Genomic DNA, 16,372 nt, shown 5'->3' with positions numbered 1-16,372 from the left:
TTCTATTTTTTGTTAGATATTTTTGATTTCTGTAGAATTCTCCTTGGTATCATTTTCCTCCAAAGCATTTAGGTATTCTTGTGTTTTGATTTCAATATATTCTAAATGCTGATCTATTTTCTTTTGATTGAAATTAGCTTTCTTACTATTGTGCGCTCGGCTTTTAGTTCCATCAATGGCGATGGTTTCACAGCCAATTAAATCGGCGTCTTTTAAAAAGACAACATAGAGTTTAAACAAGTTCTTTAATGCTAATGAATTAATCTTTCTGAAGTCTGATTAAGTGTTTGAACTGAAAAACCAAGTTCTGATAAGTCTAAAAAAGAGACAAAAGCATCGATGAAACGTACCGGATTATCCGGACTTATAGTGTCCTCTAAACTTGAAATACGCATCTGGTGGCGGGAAATTCCTGAGATATATTGCATTCTTAAAAATACGAAAATTCCTGTTTTCATAACAGTATTTTGCTATATTTGTTTGTAATCAAACGGAAGTTTTTTCACAGACTGACGTTAGTGACTATTCTAAACCGAACTATACCAAAATGACAGAAATTGAACTTCTAAATATTATCAAAAAAAAGGAACTTCCTAAAGATGAGCTCGATGATTTTTGGGATAATTTTTTTGGCTTTTTACCTTTATTCATTTTTATAATTCTTTCAAAAAGCAACATCGCTTTTCTAATAGTTAATTTAATTTTGATTTTTTACACTTTCTATTCTAAGTTCAATGAAAAAAAATTAATTACTATTGTGACACCACTTAATGAAGCAGAAAATATTAGTTTGATTGAAAATATTGCTGAGGAACAGCAATGGAAAACTAAAACAAAGCAGAATGCACTTTATGAATTTTATATTCCTTTTTTATTTAATCAGCCTGGACATAAATTAACATTAATTGCAAGAGATAATGCAATATTATTGAATTTAAGAAATATTGGAAGTACAAAAGGACGGATGCCTTATTTATTTGGAATAGATACGCTAAAAGAAAGAAAGATAATTGGTTTAATTAATTCAACTGAACATAAAATCTATTCGAAATAAAAAGAACAGTCACTAACAGCTACTACAACGGATTTGGGCAATTGGCTTAATGAGAAGTTGGTTTTGTATTGGTATGATTTGGCAAATCCTAAGAATGAGCTTAATTTAGTCCCAAACCCGCTGTAGTGCCAGAACGTCAGGCTGTGAAAAAACTAAGTCAAAAAGAGAAACTATTTGGATCCCTGCGGAGAAAAATTTCGTACAGCCAATTCTCAGAGGATCATTTTTAGTTTATTCACAGACTGACGTTGTAGACAATTTTGGACACCACATAAATTTAAAAGCATAATCCTATGAAGTATATATTTACACTATTCTTTGTAATTATTCTTATGACTAATTGTTATAGTCAAAATAAAGATAAAGAGGAGTTAAAAAAAGTATCCAATGAGATATTGACATACATTAAAGCATACTCAATAGTTGCTGACTCCATAAACTGGAAAGCATTCCGTAGAGATATTTTGACAAAAATTACAAAATTGGATGACGTTGATTCAAATAAAATTATCTTTTCTTCAATTCTGGATAAACTACGACAGTACGGAGATTTTCATTCTTTTTATTATGATAAGTCTAATTTAAAAAAAATAGTATCAAACGATACAACTTTAAATTATCCATCATCAAAAATTATCGATGATTCAATTGGCTATATTTTTCTACCTGCGCATTTGTCGATGAATGAAAAAGATAATTTTATCTATGCAGATACATTAAGAAAACAAATTCAATTATTGGATGAAAAATATTCCATAAAAGGCTGGATTGTAGATTTAAGAGGAAATGGGGGTGGAAATATGTGGCCAATGTTAGCAGCGCTAAACCCAATTATCGAAGATGGAACTGTCGGATATTTCGTATCAAAAGGAAAAAGAATAAAATGGCAAAGTACTTCTAAAAACAACTATAAATGCAAAAACCTACATAACAAGGTAGCAGTATTAATTGATTCATTAACAGGTAGCAGTGGAGAAATGGCAGCAATATCATTGTTAGGCAGGGAAAATTCAAAATCTTTTGGAACAAAAACAAGTGGCTATACTACAGCAAATCAAAATTTTAAATTATCAAACGGAGCAATGCTTCTTTTAGCGACTGCCTATTGCGAAGATAGAACAAAGAAAAAATACATAGGAAAGATAACTCCTGATGTTGAAGTTTTAGATAACACAAAAATCATAACAAAATCTAAAGAATGGTTACTCGAATAACAATAAACTGCCTACAACAAGGTATTGCCAAAAGTGGGGCTGAATGGCTTAGATTGGAGCTTTGTCTAAGGTGAAACATTTGTTCAACGATTGAACTTTAGTGCTAAAAATCCCCGCCTTCGGCAATACCCAACCGTACAAAAACCGAAACAACAATGAGAATTCCGACAATACACGGATATATCGACAGAAGAATTTTAATCAACTTCACAGCTGACCCAAAATCCGTGGAGAAAATTATTCCGTTTCCTTTTAGACCAAAACTATACAAAGACAAAGCTATCGTTGGAATTTGCTTAATCAGACTGAAAAACATAAAACCTAAAGGATTTCCTGATTTTATTGGTGTAAACTCTGAAAATGGCGCTCACAGAATTGCGGTGGAATGGGATGAAAATGGTATGACAAAATCAGGAGTTTATATTCCACGGAGAGATACTTCACTAAAATTAAACACACTTGTTGGTGGACGAGTATTTCCAGGAAAACACCATTACGCGAAATTTAATGTAGCTGAAAAAAACGGAAATTATCATATTGCCTTTAAGAGTTCAGACAACACCGAAATATTAATTGATGCTACGGAAACAAAAGTATTTAGCGATAATTCAATTTTTGCAACATTAAATAACGCTTCAGACTTTTTTGAAAATGGCGACCTTGGATATTCACCAAACAAAGACAAATTTGACGGACTAAGATTGAAAGCATACAATTGGGAAGTCCGACCTCTTAATGTTCAAAATGTAAAATCAAGCTTTTTTGAAAACGAAGAGATTTTTCCAAAAGGTTCGGTAACTTTTGACAACGCATTGCTTATGACAAATATTGAACACGAATGGAAAAGTGAAACGGATAAATAACCACTGGCTATAACATAGATGCTACAACGGATTTTGGCAATTGGCTTAATGGGAAGTTGGTTTGGACTTGTGATGATTTGGCAAATCCCAAGAATGGGCATAATTTAGTCCTAAACCCGCTGTCTTACCAATACGTTATGCAAAATTCCACTCTAAATAGTCTAACGGGATTCGAGCCAATTTTCGTTAAAAACACTGATAGTTTGTGTTTTTTTTGAAATTATACAAGATTTTTCGAACCACAAAAAAGCCTGATAAATCTAAATCTATCAGGCTTTTAATTTTTACTAGTAGCGGGAACAGGACTCGAACCTGTGACCTTCGGGTTATGAGCCCGACGAGCTGCCTACTGCTCTATCCCGCGATGTTTCGGGTGCAAAGATACGCCGATTTTTAAGAAATCCAACGAAAACTTTAAAAAATGTTTTATTTTCTGTATTGAGTTGATATGACTACCTTTGCAAATTAAATAATACACAAATGTCACATAAAGCAGGTTTTGTAAACATCATCGGGAATCCAAACGTTGGAAAATCAACATTGATGAACGCCTTTGTTGGGGAAAGATTATCTATCATTACATCAAAAGCACAAACAACCCGTCATCGTATTCTAGGAATCGTGAATGGCGAGGATTTTCAACTTATATTATCGGATACTCCCGGAATCATCAAACCCGCTTATGAAATGCAGGAATCGATGATGAACTTTGTAAAATCAGCTTTTGAAGATGCTGATATACTGGTTTATATGGTGGAAATAGGAGAGCAGGACTTAAAAGATGAAGCCTTCTTTAATAAAATCATTCATGCTAAAATTCCGGTTTTATTGTTATTGAATAAAATCGACAACTCAAACCAGGAACAATTAGAAGAACAAGTAGCATTCTGGACTGCAAAAGTGCCAAATGCTGAAATTTTCCCAATCTCGGCTTTACAGAATTTTAATGTACCGGAAGTTTTCGGAAGAATCATCGAATTGTTACCGGAATCACCAGCATATTATCCAAAAGATCAATTAACAGACAAACCCGAACGTTTTTTCGTAAACGAAACCATCCGTGAGAAAATCTTGTTGAATTACAGCAAAGAGATTCCTTATGCAGTTGAAATTGTGACTGAGGAATTTTTTGAAGATGAAAATATTATCAGAATCCGTTCGATCATTATGGTAGAACGTGAAACTCAAAAAGGAATCATCATTGGACATAAAGGTGCGGCTTTGAAAAAAGTGGGTACTGAGGCTCGTGCTGATCTGGAGAAATTCTTTGGTAAACAAATACATATTGAACTGGTTGTAAAAGTGAATAAAAACTGGAGAAGCAATGCCAATATGCTGAAACGTTTTGGTTATAACCAATAAGCTTTCCAAAATATTAAAATAGTAATTTATGCAGGTTTCGACGAAGTATTCAATACCAATATGTTTGGGACTTATATTGATTGTGGGTATAAATTACTTTTTTGGTTCGAAGGAAAAAGCGGTTCCGGCTCAACCTGAAATCAAAAAAACGGAAGCTATCGTGCAAAAAGACTCCATAGTTTTAGATACAACGGCTTGTTCTGATAAAGAGGTGAGATTGTTTTTAAGCGAATTCATAAAGCAATTCAATACTAATAAAGCTGCGAGTATTAATAAGTTTATTGATAAATCTAATGGATTGGCCATATTTGTAAAAGATGGTTATTATCCTATTTTAAGTTTTCCGAATAAAATTGATGACTGGATTGAATGGTCTGATTTTAAAATCTATGATAATGTAGAATTTGGAAAATTTCCTGAATATCTGGGTGATGGAGAATTTAAAAAGACTGGTTTTTATTATGTGAATTATCAAGATAAATTCCGTTTGGATGATTTTCAGGATACTTATAGTAATCGCTCAGATGAAGATAAAAAGCCTTTTCGAAAGCTCGAAAAAATGTGCAATTACAGAGCCGATGTAATGTCTAAAGATAAAAGCAGGGTTTTGACATTGTATTTTGGTATTTATAAAAACAATAAACATTTGGTGGGTATTACTCAGGATGTTGTAGATGATGTTTTGTACACAGACCCCGAAAAAGAGTTTGTGCCAATAGATACAGAAGCGCAAGTCGAAGAATTTTTATCGCATAACAGAAGGTTTTGTGATGTAGAGAATAAGGCATACGTTGACTTTGATAAAAAAGAACTGATATACTGGGATTTTGGCGATAAGCCTTTTGCGTTTAGTAATTATAAGATAGGTCCTGTAAATGTTATTTCGGGAAAAATTAAAATTCGGGATATTAAGTTTTTTAATGCAAAGGAAGACGATGGATTAACTTTAAAATTATCCAATAAAGGTGATTTTAGTTCTTACAGAATGGGAGCGAGACCTCAATATATTTATGAAAAGTGTAAATAATTGAAAAATAATTATTGAAAATCAAGAAGATTAGAGGTTTGTAATCAGGTTAATAAAAGGATTTTTAGATAATACAAAATTGTAATTTTTGATATTGACTGAAGTTCTTTTAAGTCTGAAGCCCTAGCCCTGATAGAAGTGGAAATCCTTTTGTGGCTCTTCTTTAGCGACGCAAAAGATTACTTCACTTAATTTTTATTTTATTTCGGAGTTCAGTGAACTTCGTTTGTAACGGATAGCAGGAAGCAGCTGCTAAAAAAAAAGGCTGAAATAACAGGAAATATAATAAAAAACTTAGGTTCTTAGAAACTTAGCGACTTAGTCACTTTTTTAACTACCTTTGCAAAAAATTAAAATAAAGCATTTTGGATTTATAAGTGATAGAATTTTAGGAAACTAAAGTCTAAAACCGAAGATTCAAAATCTAAAATTTACAAAAATGAATAACATTGTTGCGATAGTAGGAAGACCTAATGTAGGGAAATCAACCCTTTTCAATAGGCTGATACAAAGAAGAGAAGCTATTGTAGATTCGGTTTCTGGAGTTACCAGAGATAGAAACTACGGTAAAAGCGAGTGGAACGGAAAAGAGTTTTCTGTAATTGATACCGGCGGATATGTTCGCGGATCTGATGACGTATTTGAAGGAGAAATTCGTAAACAAGTAGAGCTTGCTATCGATGAGGCTGATGTTATTATTTTTGTGGTTGATGTAGAAGAAGGAATTACACCAATGGATGATGTTGTTGCGCGCTTGTTGCGTAAGGTAACAAAACCAGTTTTATTGGCTGTAAATAAGGTAGATAACGCAATGCGTGAGAAAGATGCAATTGAGTTTTATAACCTTGGATTAGGTGAATATTTCACATTTGCAAGTATTTCAGGAAGTGGAACCGGAGATTTATTAGATGCTTTGATCGATTCTTTTCCAGAGAAACCAGAACCAGTTCAGGAAGAAGTAGTTTTACCTCGTTTTGCTGTGGTAGGACGACCAAATGCTGGAAAATCAAGCTTTATCAATGCACTTATTGGTAAAGAACGTTTTATGGTTACTGATATTGCGGGAACTACTCGTGATGCAATTGATACAAAATTTGACCGTTTTGGTTTTGAATTTAACCTGGTTGATACTGCGGGAATCCGTCGTAAAGCTAAGGTAAAGGAAGATTTAGAATTCTATTCGGTAATGCGTTCGGTTCGTGCAATTGAGCATGCTGATATTTGTATTTTGGTTATCGATGCAACCCGTGGATTTGAAGGTCAGGATCAAAGTATTTTTTGGCTGGCAGAGAAAAACCGTAAAGGTGTTGTAATCCTGGTAAACAAATGGGATTTGGTAGAAAAAGATACCATGTCGACTCGTGATTACGAAGAGAAAATCAAAAAAGAATTAATGCCTTTTACAGATGTGCCAATTTTGTTTGTTTCTGCTTTAACCAAACAACGTTTATTGAAAGCATTAGAAGCTACCGTTACGGTTTTTGAAAACAGAAAACAAAGAATCCCAACGTCTAAATTCAATGAATTTATGCTCAAGGTGATCGAAGCTTATCCGCCGCCAGCAACAAAAGGTAAATATGTAAAAATTAAATATTGTATGCAGTTGCCAACATTAACACCTCAGTTTGTGTTTTTTGCCAATATGCCACAATATGTTAAGGAACCATATAAGAGGTACCTTGAAAATAAAATTAGAGAAAATTGGGATTTTTCAGGAGTGCCAATAGATATTTATATTAGAGAAAAATAAAAGTAAAAGTCCTCAGAAATGGGGACTTTTTTTTATATCTTTTATTAATATGGATATTATTGTATTTTAAATAATAATATTTATTTACGGATAACCGTATTGTAGCAAATTTCACAGTTGCTATATTTGAAAATTAATCATTAAATAAATATAAAATGAAGAAATTGATCATTGTTTTGTTTGTTACTTTGCTATTAATTCCGAAACAATCACACGCACAAAACGATGGTGTAAAAGCTGTTGCAGCTGGTATTGGGGCTGCAATAGCGGTTGGAGCTATTATATCATCAATCGAAGATATGAAAGAAAGAGCTGAGCTGAAAGCTACTGAGTGGGTTCTAACAAATCATCCTGAATTAAGTAGCTTTTCACTTAAAACACTTGATTTTAATGGTAAAAAGACAAAAGACATGTCAGCAACTTCTGTAATTTCTTTTAAAATTCAAGAATTTATTCCTGCAGATAACCCCGCTCTTAATGGTAGAAGACAAGTTTTATTTGCATTTACTAGCTATGGCTGGATTAGTGATCAAGGAGTTGATTTTAATAAGATAGAATGGTATTTAATGGATAATGAGGAATGGATGAATATGATGGTTGCGTATGCGAAAGTATCATCAAAAGAAAAAAATGAAGGGCTTATTAAAGAAAAATTAGCAAATGGAACCTTAGTTGATAAAGGCATAAAAATTAAGAGCAAAATGGAAATTCCTTTTTTTAAATTGGAAGGAGACATGTATTTAGTAGCAGATTACTCTCCAGAAATGAAACTGATTTATAATGAAAAAACACTTGGAATTTTTTTAAAAAAGACAAGCAATTTAGTACAGATGCGAAGGGGAGCTGTAATTGATACCCATGAATTTCTTTTTGCAAGGGATTAATATAATAGTTAAAAAGAATTGAACAATCTATAATTTTGTATGATTGAATATACGTTTTGTTTTGCAACTTATATTTTTAAGTTTTTGATTATTAGGATTTATATAAAAGAAAAAATAAAAGTAAAAGTCCTCAGAAATGAGGACTTTTTTTATGCATCTTTATTGATCCAAATATTTTATCAAGGTTAATGGCACACTGTTTTGGGTAAATGTTAAGCTTACCATTAAACCTTTTGACTCTACTTGAGTCTTACTATTTCTAACCAACCATTTTATGACCAAAATTTATTATTTTCTAATTTTCTCTCTTTTTTGTTATTCGGCAAGTGCCCAAAATGACATTGTTCTTAAAGGAACCGTTGTTGATATTAATACGCAGTTACCGCTGGAACTGGCAACAGTTTATTTTACAACCGTAAAAGATTCTACCGTAATTGAATATGCTACGACCGATAAAAACGGATCCTTTAGCATAAAAACCAAAAAATACGATAAGCCTATTTTCTTAAAGGTAAATTATATGGGGTATCAGCCCTATTTTGAGGAAGAAAAAGGACTTCTGGAAAGCAAAGACTTTGGTAAATTGTATTTACTGGAGGCTGCAAATGCTTTGGATAATGTGGTTATAAAAAGCGAAGCTCCGCCTATTACGATTAAAAAAGATACCCTGGAGTTTAATGCCGCTTCTTATAAAGTAAGGCCGGATTCGAATGTAGAGACTTTGCTGAAACAATTGCCTGGTTTTGATGTGGGTACAGATGGAAAAGTTACCGTAAACGGACGTGAAGTAAATCAGGTTTTGGTAAACGGAAAAACATTTTTTGATAAAGATGGCGCTATTGCGTTGAAGAATCTGCCTGCAGAGATTATCAAAAAAATTCAGGTTTCGGATTTTAAAACCAAGAAAGAAGAACTTTCCAAGCAGGAATCCACTTCGGATTATTCGAGTATCAATATCACCATTGACGAAAAGAAAAACAAAGGTTATTTTGGGAAAATTCTGGGAGGATATGGTTCTGATGATCGTTACGAAAGCAGTCTTTTATTGAATTATTTCAACAATAAGCAAAAGATAAGTGTTTTGGCATCATCGAATAATATCAATTCGACAGGTTTTGCAATGGATGAGGTATTTGATAATATGGGAGGCGGCCGAAATGCAAAAGGCAACACTGGAGGCGGCGGCAGTTCAGCAAGTGGTAAAGGTATCACGCAATCGAATTTAGTAGGACTTAATTATTCTGATGACTGGTCAGAAAAATTAATGGCAATGGGAAGTTATAATTTTTCGAATTCGATTAATAATAACGATAGCAAATCTGATCAGGTTAGTTTTTTACCAACCGGAAATATTGCAACTTCATCAGATTCTAAGACAAGAAATGAAAATACAGGAAACAACGTCAATTTTGAATTAGAATATAAAATTGATCCCACAACCAGATTGGTTGTGGTACCAAAATACAATCAATCCCGTTCGAATAGTAATTCGACTTCGTCTAGTTTTTCTGAGGATGAAAACGGAAACTCTTTGAATGAAAGCACGGCTAAATCATATTCAGAAAGTGATAATACTACTTTTGGAAACACGATCAACTTCAATAAAGCTTTTAAGAAAAAGGCCCGTAATTTTAGTGTTGTTTTTGATAATAACAATGCCAAAACAGATGCTGAGGCTCTGAATCTTTCTCAGACTATTTTTTATCAGGATGCTAAGCCAAATGATGATCGTAATCAGAAAAGTAATAACAAAAATACTACGGATAATTATTCTCTTGAACTTGAATATACAGAACCTGTAACTGATTCCCTGCGTATAAGGTTTGGATCTGATTTTGACTGGAACAAAGAGATGAAAGACGTAAAAACATTCGATTTTGATGCTGCATCGCAATCTTATTCCAGTCTAAATGATTCTTTGACCAATTACACTACTTCTAAACAAAATTCGTTTAGTCCCAAAGTTGGAATTACCTGGCAGAAGAGCAAATATACGGTCAATTTAAATTCAAGAACTTCCATTGTAGAGTTTGATAATCATTCGCTGTATCTTAATAATGTCACTGATTTAAACAAACGATATGCATTGCCATACGGAGATTTCCAGGTAAGGTATAAGTTTAGCCGTTCAAAGAATTTATCATTCAAATACGATTATTCAAACGCGCTTCCTACAGCGGTTCAATTAATGCCGGTTTTAAATTTAACCAATCCATTAAATACCATAACAGGAAATCCTGATTTGAAACCTATCGAGAAAAACAGCGCTAATTTTAGTTTTAGAAATTACGATTTCCGTACACGCTCGGGCTACAGTTTGTATGTAAAAGGAGATTATTATAATAACGATGTGGTTTCGACTTCTATTTATGATGATAGCGGTAAAAGGACCACTACTTATGTAAATATTTCAGGAACTTACCTGGCTTCGATTGGAGGAAACTGGAATCAATCAATAAAAAGGGACGCTCATGTTTTGCGATATAGTTTGGGGTTAAACGGTAGTTATTCCTTCGATAAAGGTTTTACCAATGCTATTTTGTACAATGCAAAATCTACGGCTGTAACGCCAAAGGTAAATTTGACTTATGAGTACGGGGAACTTCTTATTATCTCGCCATCGTATAGTTTATCATACAATCAGACCAATTATGAAAACTCTTCGAGAGATGCCAGTTCAAATGTGGTGCACAGAATCAATTTGCAAACCACAAGTTACTGGCCAGAGAATCTAATTTTCGGAAATGATTTTGGGTACACTTATAATTCCAGTATTTCCAGCAACTTCAAAAAAGATTTTTATCTCTGGAATACCAGTTTGTCTTATGGATTCTTTGATAAAAAAGTCTACGCAAAGGTAAAGGTTTATGATGTTTTGAATCAGAATCAAAGTGCTACCAGAACCATTTCGGCAACCTCTATTCGTGATGAAGAAAATACAGTGCTTAAGCGTTATGTGATGTTTTCTGTAAGTTATAAAATAGGAAACTTTGCCGGTGCTGAAAAAGGAGGGAAGAGAAGACAGAGAATGGATTAGGAAAGAGGTTCAAAGGAGTAAAGCTTTACATATAAGGCGCACAGCAGTGCGTCTTTTTTTATGCCTGCAGATTTGCTTGGTCTGTTCGCTATCGCCCGGCTTAGGGATGGAACTGGTTTTTCCTGAATTTTTGTATTGGAAGTTGGAATTTTTGTATTTATTTTTTTTTCTTTTTAAATCTTTGGTTTTGTATTAATTCTGTGATAAAAGGTAAAACGAATAATATCTCTGTCATAAAAATCAATTCCGCTTGAGCGTCTTTGAAAATTTTTCAGATAACCTAATTCAAGGCCAATATTGGGGTTGAAATGATAACGTAATGCAGTGTAAATTCGGTTTTGATCGAAAGTATTTCGTTTATTATCTTTTCCGAAATTGAACATCACTTCATCAGAAATTGTTCCCTTTAGGCTTTGTTTTTCTTTTTTCCAGAGATCAAATGTTGCTTGTAATCGGTATCTAAATCGATACGCAAAAGAAAAATCATCCAGCAATTCGGTTTTGGTGGCTTTCTGAATGAAACGTTCTTCGAGCTGAAAACGGTTATGAAAAGTGATTTTAGCAATCTCATTGATGAAAGTAACATCTTGCTGAATGCGATACTCAGGAACAGAATAATCAGGATCAAGGTGAGGGTCTTGTGTGTTTACATTAAAATAAGCAAAACCACCGCCCAGTTCAATATTTTTATGAGCCCGGTATCTTCCCTGAATTCTCAGTACAAATAAATTTTCATGAACGGGGTTCAAAAAACTTCTGTTGTCAATCTCAGAATGAATGGCCCATTTTTCAGTAAGGGGTAAAATATTGTAATATCTTATCCAGGTTAAGGTTTGTTGGTCTGTCTTTTTTATACTTTGCGCTGATAAAAAAGGACTAATAAAAATAAAAAAGAGTAATAATTGGAGAACTTTCATTCCTTAGTATAAATTCAAGGTGCGAATATATACAAATCAGGAAGAATCTATCCCGTATTAAAACTTGTTTTAAATGCTATTTTGTGATTTCATTGCATAAAAAAACGAGATAGATTTAAAAACCTATCTCGTTTGATGTATTTAAACTGACTAACTGTGATTATAATGAATACTTTAAAGTAATTCCATAAGTTCTTTGATCACCAATTACTCCTGCATATTGTCCTGTGTTTCCACCAGCTGGCAATAATTGCTCATAGTAATCTTTATTTAAAAGGTTACGTCCCCAGAATTGAACAGATAAGCCTTGCGAAGCGCGGAAACCAATACGGGCATTAAAAATAGCATACCCAGGAACCACTAAGTATTTTGAAGCCGATGGGCTAGAGGAGAATTCAGAACGAGCGTAAGAATCTAATGCAATGAAAGCTTTTCCTGCGTTTCCGAAGAATTTTGCATTGTTAGAATATTCACCTCCCAGAGATCCTGCCCATCTTGAAGCGCCTGGTAAATCAGTTCCTGAAACATCTTTAAAGGCTACAGGAGCTCCTGTTTCTTCTAATGGAAGTGGTGCGTTTGTAAATTTAACATAAGTACCTTCTGTGTATGTTGCAGCACCATTTATAGTTAAGTTTTGACTTATCACAAAGCTGGCATCAAGTTCAGCACCTCTTACACGTACTTTATCTGCATTGGCAAGATATCCACGGTTTACACCCAATTCAGCTGCCTGAACGTTGGTTTGAAAATCTTTGATCTCTGTGTTAAACAAAGCAAGGTTGAATACTGAATTTCTAAACGGTGAAGTTTTTACTCCTATTTCGTAATGGTTTACTTTCTCTGGTTTAATTACGGCAAGATCTAGTAATGGAGCACCTTTTGAATCAGTAGGAAGTCCCGCTACGTTTACACCAACGGGTTTGTAACTTTTTGCATAAGTTGCGTAAGCATTGATTTTGTCTGAAGCTTTAAAAGTCAAGGTTAAGTTTCCTGAAAAGTCAGTGTTGTCAGTACTAGAGTCAAATGCCTGATCAGAATACACTAATTTTTTCAAAGCTAATAATGCAGGATCAGTAGTTTGTAAACCTCCGTATGTTGTACGTGAATAGTGCGCATCTTTTTTATCAAAGTTATATCTCAAACCAGGTAAAACATGTAGACGATCTGTAATAGCCCAGTCAATCTGGCCAAATACTGCAGCACTTGATGCTCGTATGTTGGCATCTGTTTTGATTCCGTATCCTTCAAAAAGACCAGGAGTTTTCCATAACGGACTTGTTGTACTTTGAGCAAATCTCCATTGAGCATTACCAGATTCCTCTGTACCATCTGTTTGAGAGGTTTGATCAATAAAGAATACACCTACAACACCACTAATTTTTTCTGTAAGCTGACCTGCGTAACGAACTTCTTGTGTAAATTGAGTTTGTCTTGTTGGGTTTTGAGATAATGCCAATACTTGCAATCCTGTAAAATCCCTGTCATTTGATGGATCCCAGTTCCAAAAACGCCAAGCTGTTGTTGAAGTAAGTGTTCCTGTACCAATTTTAGTATCGATATTAAGAGAGATACCACCCATATCTTGTCCTGAGCGCCATGGCGTATCATGATCAATTTTACGGTCAAAAGCATTTAAGCTTGGCAGTTGATAATTTAAATCTTTAATAATGGCATCAAACTGGCGATAAGCAGCTCTTTGAGTAGGAGCAACCCCTGCAACAACCTGAGCGTATCCGTCAGGACGCTGCGTTGTAATATCTGCAGCTAATATAATATTGGTGTTTACTGTTGGAGTCCAAAGTAACTGACCTCTAATTCCCTGATTGTTTAAAGTATTTGTAGGTCTTCCTGTAGCAACGTTATCGATAAGACCATCACGTTGTGTACCGGAGAAAGATAAACGACCTGCTACTTTTTTTCCTAAAGCTCCTGTTACAGATGCTTTAGCCTGTAGAAAATTATAGTTTCCGTAGCTCACTTCAAAATCAGCTCCTGAAGTAAAACTTGGTTTGCGAGTTGTGATGTTAAATGCGCCCGATGTTGTGTTTTTGCCAAACAAAGATCCTTGTGGCCCGCGTAATACTTCGATTTGTTCTACATCGATAAAATCTAAAGTTGTAGCAGCCGGACGTGCATAATAAACACCGTCTACATAAAATCCAACTCCAGGATCGATTCCGTCATTGGTAAGTCCAAAAGGAGAACCAAGACTACGAATGTTAATTCCGGTATTTCTTGGGTTAGAAGAATACAACTGAACTGAGGGAACAAGTTCTTTAATACGGTTCACGTTAAAAGCTCCTGTTTGTTCCGCCTGCTTACCTGTAATAACAGAGATCGCAATTGGCACATCCTGAACTTTTTCTATTCTGCGTCGTGAAGAAACCACAACTTCTATAAGTTCATTTTCTTCTCTAAGAGTTACTTGTAATGGAGCAGTTGGTAAATCAATAAGTTCAATTTCTGTAGTTTTGTAGCCTACATACTGAACTAAAATGGTTAAAGGGAGTTTTGCTTTGCTGTCGATTGTAAATCTTCCTTGGCTATCTGTAGTGGTATTGGTAGTTGTTCCTTTAATAACAATGTTAACGGCTTCAAGTGGTGTATTTTCGCTGGTTTTAACCACGCCTTGAATGTTTTGAGCAAATGATATTGAGAAAGTTAAAACAGATAGTATTGTAAATATATTTTTTATAGAATTTTTCATTTTTATATTAAGTATATGTGATTAGTAGAGTTTAAATTAAAAAATTTTTATCAGCACATACACATCATAGAAGAATTGTTTTTCACATTAGTGAAATGGATATTTTGGTTTCTTTGCAAAAGATTTTTTGATACACCTGATCGATTGTAATTTACTTTCATAGGGTTTAAAATTTTGTAAATGGTTGTTGGTTTTTTTGCAAATATATGTAAATTCTATAGATTTACTAGGAATTAGGAAATATTTTTTTATTTCTTTACAAGTGAGGCGATTGTGATGCCTTGCATTGCCTTGAGAGTTTCGTCACGAATGATCATCAGACCATGTCTTAGACTGCAATCTTCCTCAGTTTTACAATCTGAGCATGGTTCGTAGAAGTTCAACGAAGCACATGGTAAAAGCGCAATTGCACCGTCAAATAAACGGTGAATTTCTGCCAAAGTAATGTCGTTTTTGGAGCGTATCAAATAATATCCGCCAAATTTCCCCTGCTTACTACTCACAAAACGTCCTCGTTTTAGATCTAATAAAATTTGTTCTAAAAACTTTTTAGGAATATTGGCGCCATCAGCAATTTCTATCGTTCTTGAAATGTGATTTTCGTCTTGTTCTGCTAAATAAAGTAAGGCCTTAAGGGCGTATTTTGCTTTATGTGATAACATCTATCTTGAATTATTAATTGTAAATTATAAATTTTAAAACTGAAAACCGTCACTGCAAACTGTGACTTTCTTTCTACCAGCCTCCGCTAGAACCTCCACCGGAGAATCCGCCCCCGCCAAAACCTCCTCCGAAGCCTCCGCCTCCGCCAGATGATCCACCGCCAAAACCTCCAAATCCGCCACCGCTGCTTCTTCCAAGACTGCTTAGAAGAATTACGTCCATAAGACTAGGGCCTCCGCCGCTATTATTGCCTGAATTTCCTCCACCGCCTTTATTACGCGCCAGTAAAATTAATACAATTACAACAATAACAATGAAGGGGAGTATCGGAAAATCATTTCCTTTGGATTGCTTGCGTTCGCCTTTGAATTTTCCTTTAAAAACATCAATTATGGCATCTGTTCCTTTGTCAAGCCCATTATAAAAACTTCCGGCTTTGAATTCGGGAATAATAATATTTCTAATGATCGTTCCGCCAATTCCTGCAGTCAAGCGATCTTCAACTCCATATCCGGGGTTAATAGCTATTTTCTTTTCGGCTTTAGCCAATAAGATAACAACACCATTATCATCTTGCTTGGTTCCTCCAATTCCCCAGGTTTGTCCCCATTTTGTAGCCAGCTGATTCACATCTTCGCCTTTTAAGCTTTCGATTGTAATCACTACAATTTGAGTGGTAGTAGAATCAGAGTATCGAATTAGTTTTTCTTCCAACTGTGTTTTTTCAGAGGCGCTTAAAACATTCGCATAATCATAAACTGAAGTCTGCAAAGTTGGTTTTTCGGGAATTGTAAATTGTGCAAAAATACAATTGGTAGTAAGAAAAGCGATGAACAAAAAGGTAAACTGAAAAAGTCCTTTTGAATAAGATATTTTGTTTTTGGAAATTTTCAT

General features: G+C 34.3%; 14 protein-coding genes and 1 tRNA gene. 8 read left to right on the top strand and 7 right to left on the bottom strand.

Going from position 1 to position 16,372, the window contains the following annotated elements:
* Window positions 1-12: 12 nt before the first annotated feature.
* Both IRZ78_RS26230 and IRZ78_RS26225 read right to left on the bottom strand, forming a co-directional pair.
* Window positions 13-240, bottom strand: a complete 228-nt coding sequence (locus IRZ78_RS26230; RefSeq protein ID WP_228520521.1) for a hypothetical protein — start codon at window positions 238-240, stop codon at window positions 13-15.
* Window positions 241-251: 11 nt separating this feature from the next.
* Entirely contained in the window at window positions 252-458 is a 207-nt protein-coding gene (locus IRZ78_RS26225; RefSeq protein WP_228520520.1) for a hypothetical protein, read from the bottom strand.
* Between the two features lie 89 nt (window positions 459-547).
* Between IRZ78_RS26225 and IRZ78_RS18310 the strand changes: the two genes are divergently transcribed.
* The 3 genes from IRZ78_RS18310 to IRZ78_RS18300 all read left to right on the top strand — a co-directional run bounded on the left by IRZ78_RS18310 (window position 548) and on the right by IRZ78_RS18300 (window position 3,131).
* The gene (locus tag IRZ78_RS18310) at window positions 548-1,054 is read left to right on the top strand and encodes a hypothetical protein (RefSeq protein ID WP_194617896.1); all 507 of its coding nucleotides are present in this window, start codon (window positions 548-550) and stop codon (window positions 1,052-1,054) included.
* 293 nt (window positions 1,055-1,347) lie between these two features.
* Window positions 1,348-2,268 (top strand): S41 family peptidase, encoded by a 921-nt coding sequence (locus tag IRZ78_RS18305; RefSeq protein ID WP_194617895.1) that lies wholly within the window; start codon window positions 1,348-1,350, stop codon window positions 2,266-2,268.
* A 155-nt stretch (window positions 2,269-2,423) separates the two neighbouring features.
* The gene (locus tag IRZ78_RS18300) at window positions 2,424-3,131 is read left to right on the top strand and encodes a DUF2071 domain-containing protein (RefSeq protein ID WP_194617894.1); all 708 of its coding nucleotides are present in this window, start codon (window positions 2,424-2,426) and stop codon (window positions 3,129-3,131) included.
* Between the two features lie 291 nt (window positions 3,132-3,422).
* Here IRZ78_RS18300 and IRZ78_RS18295 read toward each other — a convergent pair.
* Window positions 3,423-3,495, bottom strand: a tRNA-Met gene (locus tag IRZ78_RS18295).
* Window positions 3,496-3,611: 116 nt separating this feature from the next.
* Between IRZ78_RS18295 and era the strand changes: the two genes are divergently transcribed.
* The 5 genes from era (at window position 3,612) to IRZ78_RS18270 (ending at window position 11,191) form a co-directional block, all read left to right on the top strand.
* The gene (gene era, locus IRZ78_RS18290; protein WP_041517423.1) at window positions 3,612-4,493 is read left to right on the top strand and encodes a GTPase Era; all 882 of its coding nucleotides are present in this window, start codon (window positions 3,612-3,614) and stop codon (window positions 4,491-4,493) included.
* A gap of 28 nt (window positions 4,494-4,521) precedes the next feature.
* The gene (locus IRZ78_RS18285) at window positions 4,522-5,520 is read left to right on the top strand and encodes a hypothetical protein (RefSeq protein ID WP_194617893.1); all 999 of its coding nucleotides are present in this window, start codon (window positions 4,522-4,524) and stop codon (window positions 5,518-5,520) included.
* A gap of 439 nt (window positions 5,521-5,959) precedes the next feature.
* Window positions 5,960-7,270: a ribosome biogenesis GTPase Der gene (gene der / locus IRZ78_RS18280; RefSeq protein WP_065448301.1), complete on the top strand. Its 1,311-nt coding sequence runs from the start codon at window positions 5,960-5,962 to the stop codon at window positions 7,268-7,270.
* 155 nt (window positions 7,271-7,425) lie between these two features.
* Window positions 7,426-8,154: a hypothetical protein gene (locus IRZ78_RS18275; RefSeq protein WP_194617892.1), complete on the top strand. Its 729-nt coding sequence runs from the start codon at window positions 7,426-7,428 to the stop codon at window positions 8,152-8,154.
* A 274-nt stretch (window positions 8,155-8,428) separates the two neighbouring features.
* Complete coding sequence (locus tag IRZ78_RS18270) at window positions 8,429-11,191, top strand: outer membrane beta-barrel protein (RefSeq protein ID WP_194617891.1); 2,763 nt, start codon at window positions 8,429-8,431, stop codon at window positions 11,189-11,191.
* A 173-nt stretch (window positions 11,192-11,364) separates the two neighbouring features.
* On the opposite strand, the gene IRZ78_RS18265 is transcribed toward IRZ78_RS18270, so the two are convergent.
* The 4 genes from IRZ78_RS18265 to IRZ78_RS18250 all read right to left on the bottom strand — a co-directional run bounded on the left by IRZ78_RS18265 (window position 11,365) and on the right by IRZ78_RS18250 (window position 16,372).
* Window positions 11,365-12,108, bottom strand: a complete 744-nt coding sequence (locus tag IRZ78_RS18265) for a DUF2490 domain-containing protein (RefSeq protein WP_194617890.1) — start codon at window positions 12,106-12,108, stop codon at window positions 11,365-11,367.
* Window positions 12,109-12,268: 160 nt separating this feature from the next.
* The gene (locus IRZ78_RS18260; protein ID WP_194617889.1) at window positions 12,269-14,815 is read right to left on the bottom strand and encodes a TonB-dependent receptor; all 2,547 of its coding nucleotides are present in this window, start codon (window positions 14,813-14,815) and stop codon (window positions 12,269-12,271) included.
* A gap of 248 nt (window positions 14,816-15,063) precedes the next feature.
* Window positions 15,064-15,477, bottom strand: coding sequence for an Rrf2 family transcriptional regulator (locus tag IRZ78_RS18255; RefSeq protein WP_194617888.1), 414 nt, complete (start codon window positions 15,475-15,477; stop codon window positions 15,064-15,066).
* Between the two features lie 73 nt (window positions 15,478-15,550).
* Window positions 15,551-16,372 carry a TPM domain-containing protein gene (locus IRZ78_RS18250; RefSeq protein ID WP_194617887.1) on the bottom strand — a complete coding sequence of 274 codons (822 nt, stop codon included), beginning with the start codon at window positions 16,370-16,372 and terminating at the stop codon, window positions 15,551-15,553.

This window comes from Flavobacterium sp. CSZ, assembly GCF_015350725.1.
Classification (GTDB): Bacteria; Bacteroidota; Bacteroidia; order Flavobacteriales; family Flavobacteriaceae; genus Flavobacterium.
Note: the sequence above shows the minus strand (reverse complement) of the source record. Positions and strands in the feature narration are given on the sequence as shown.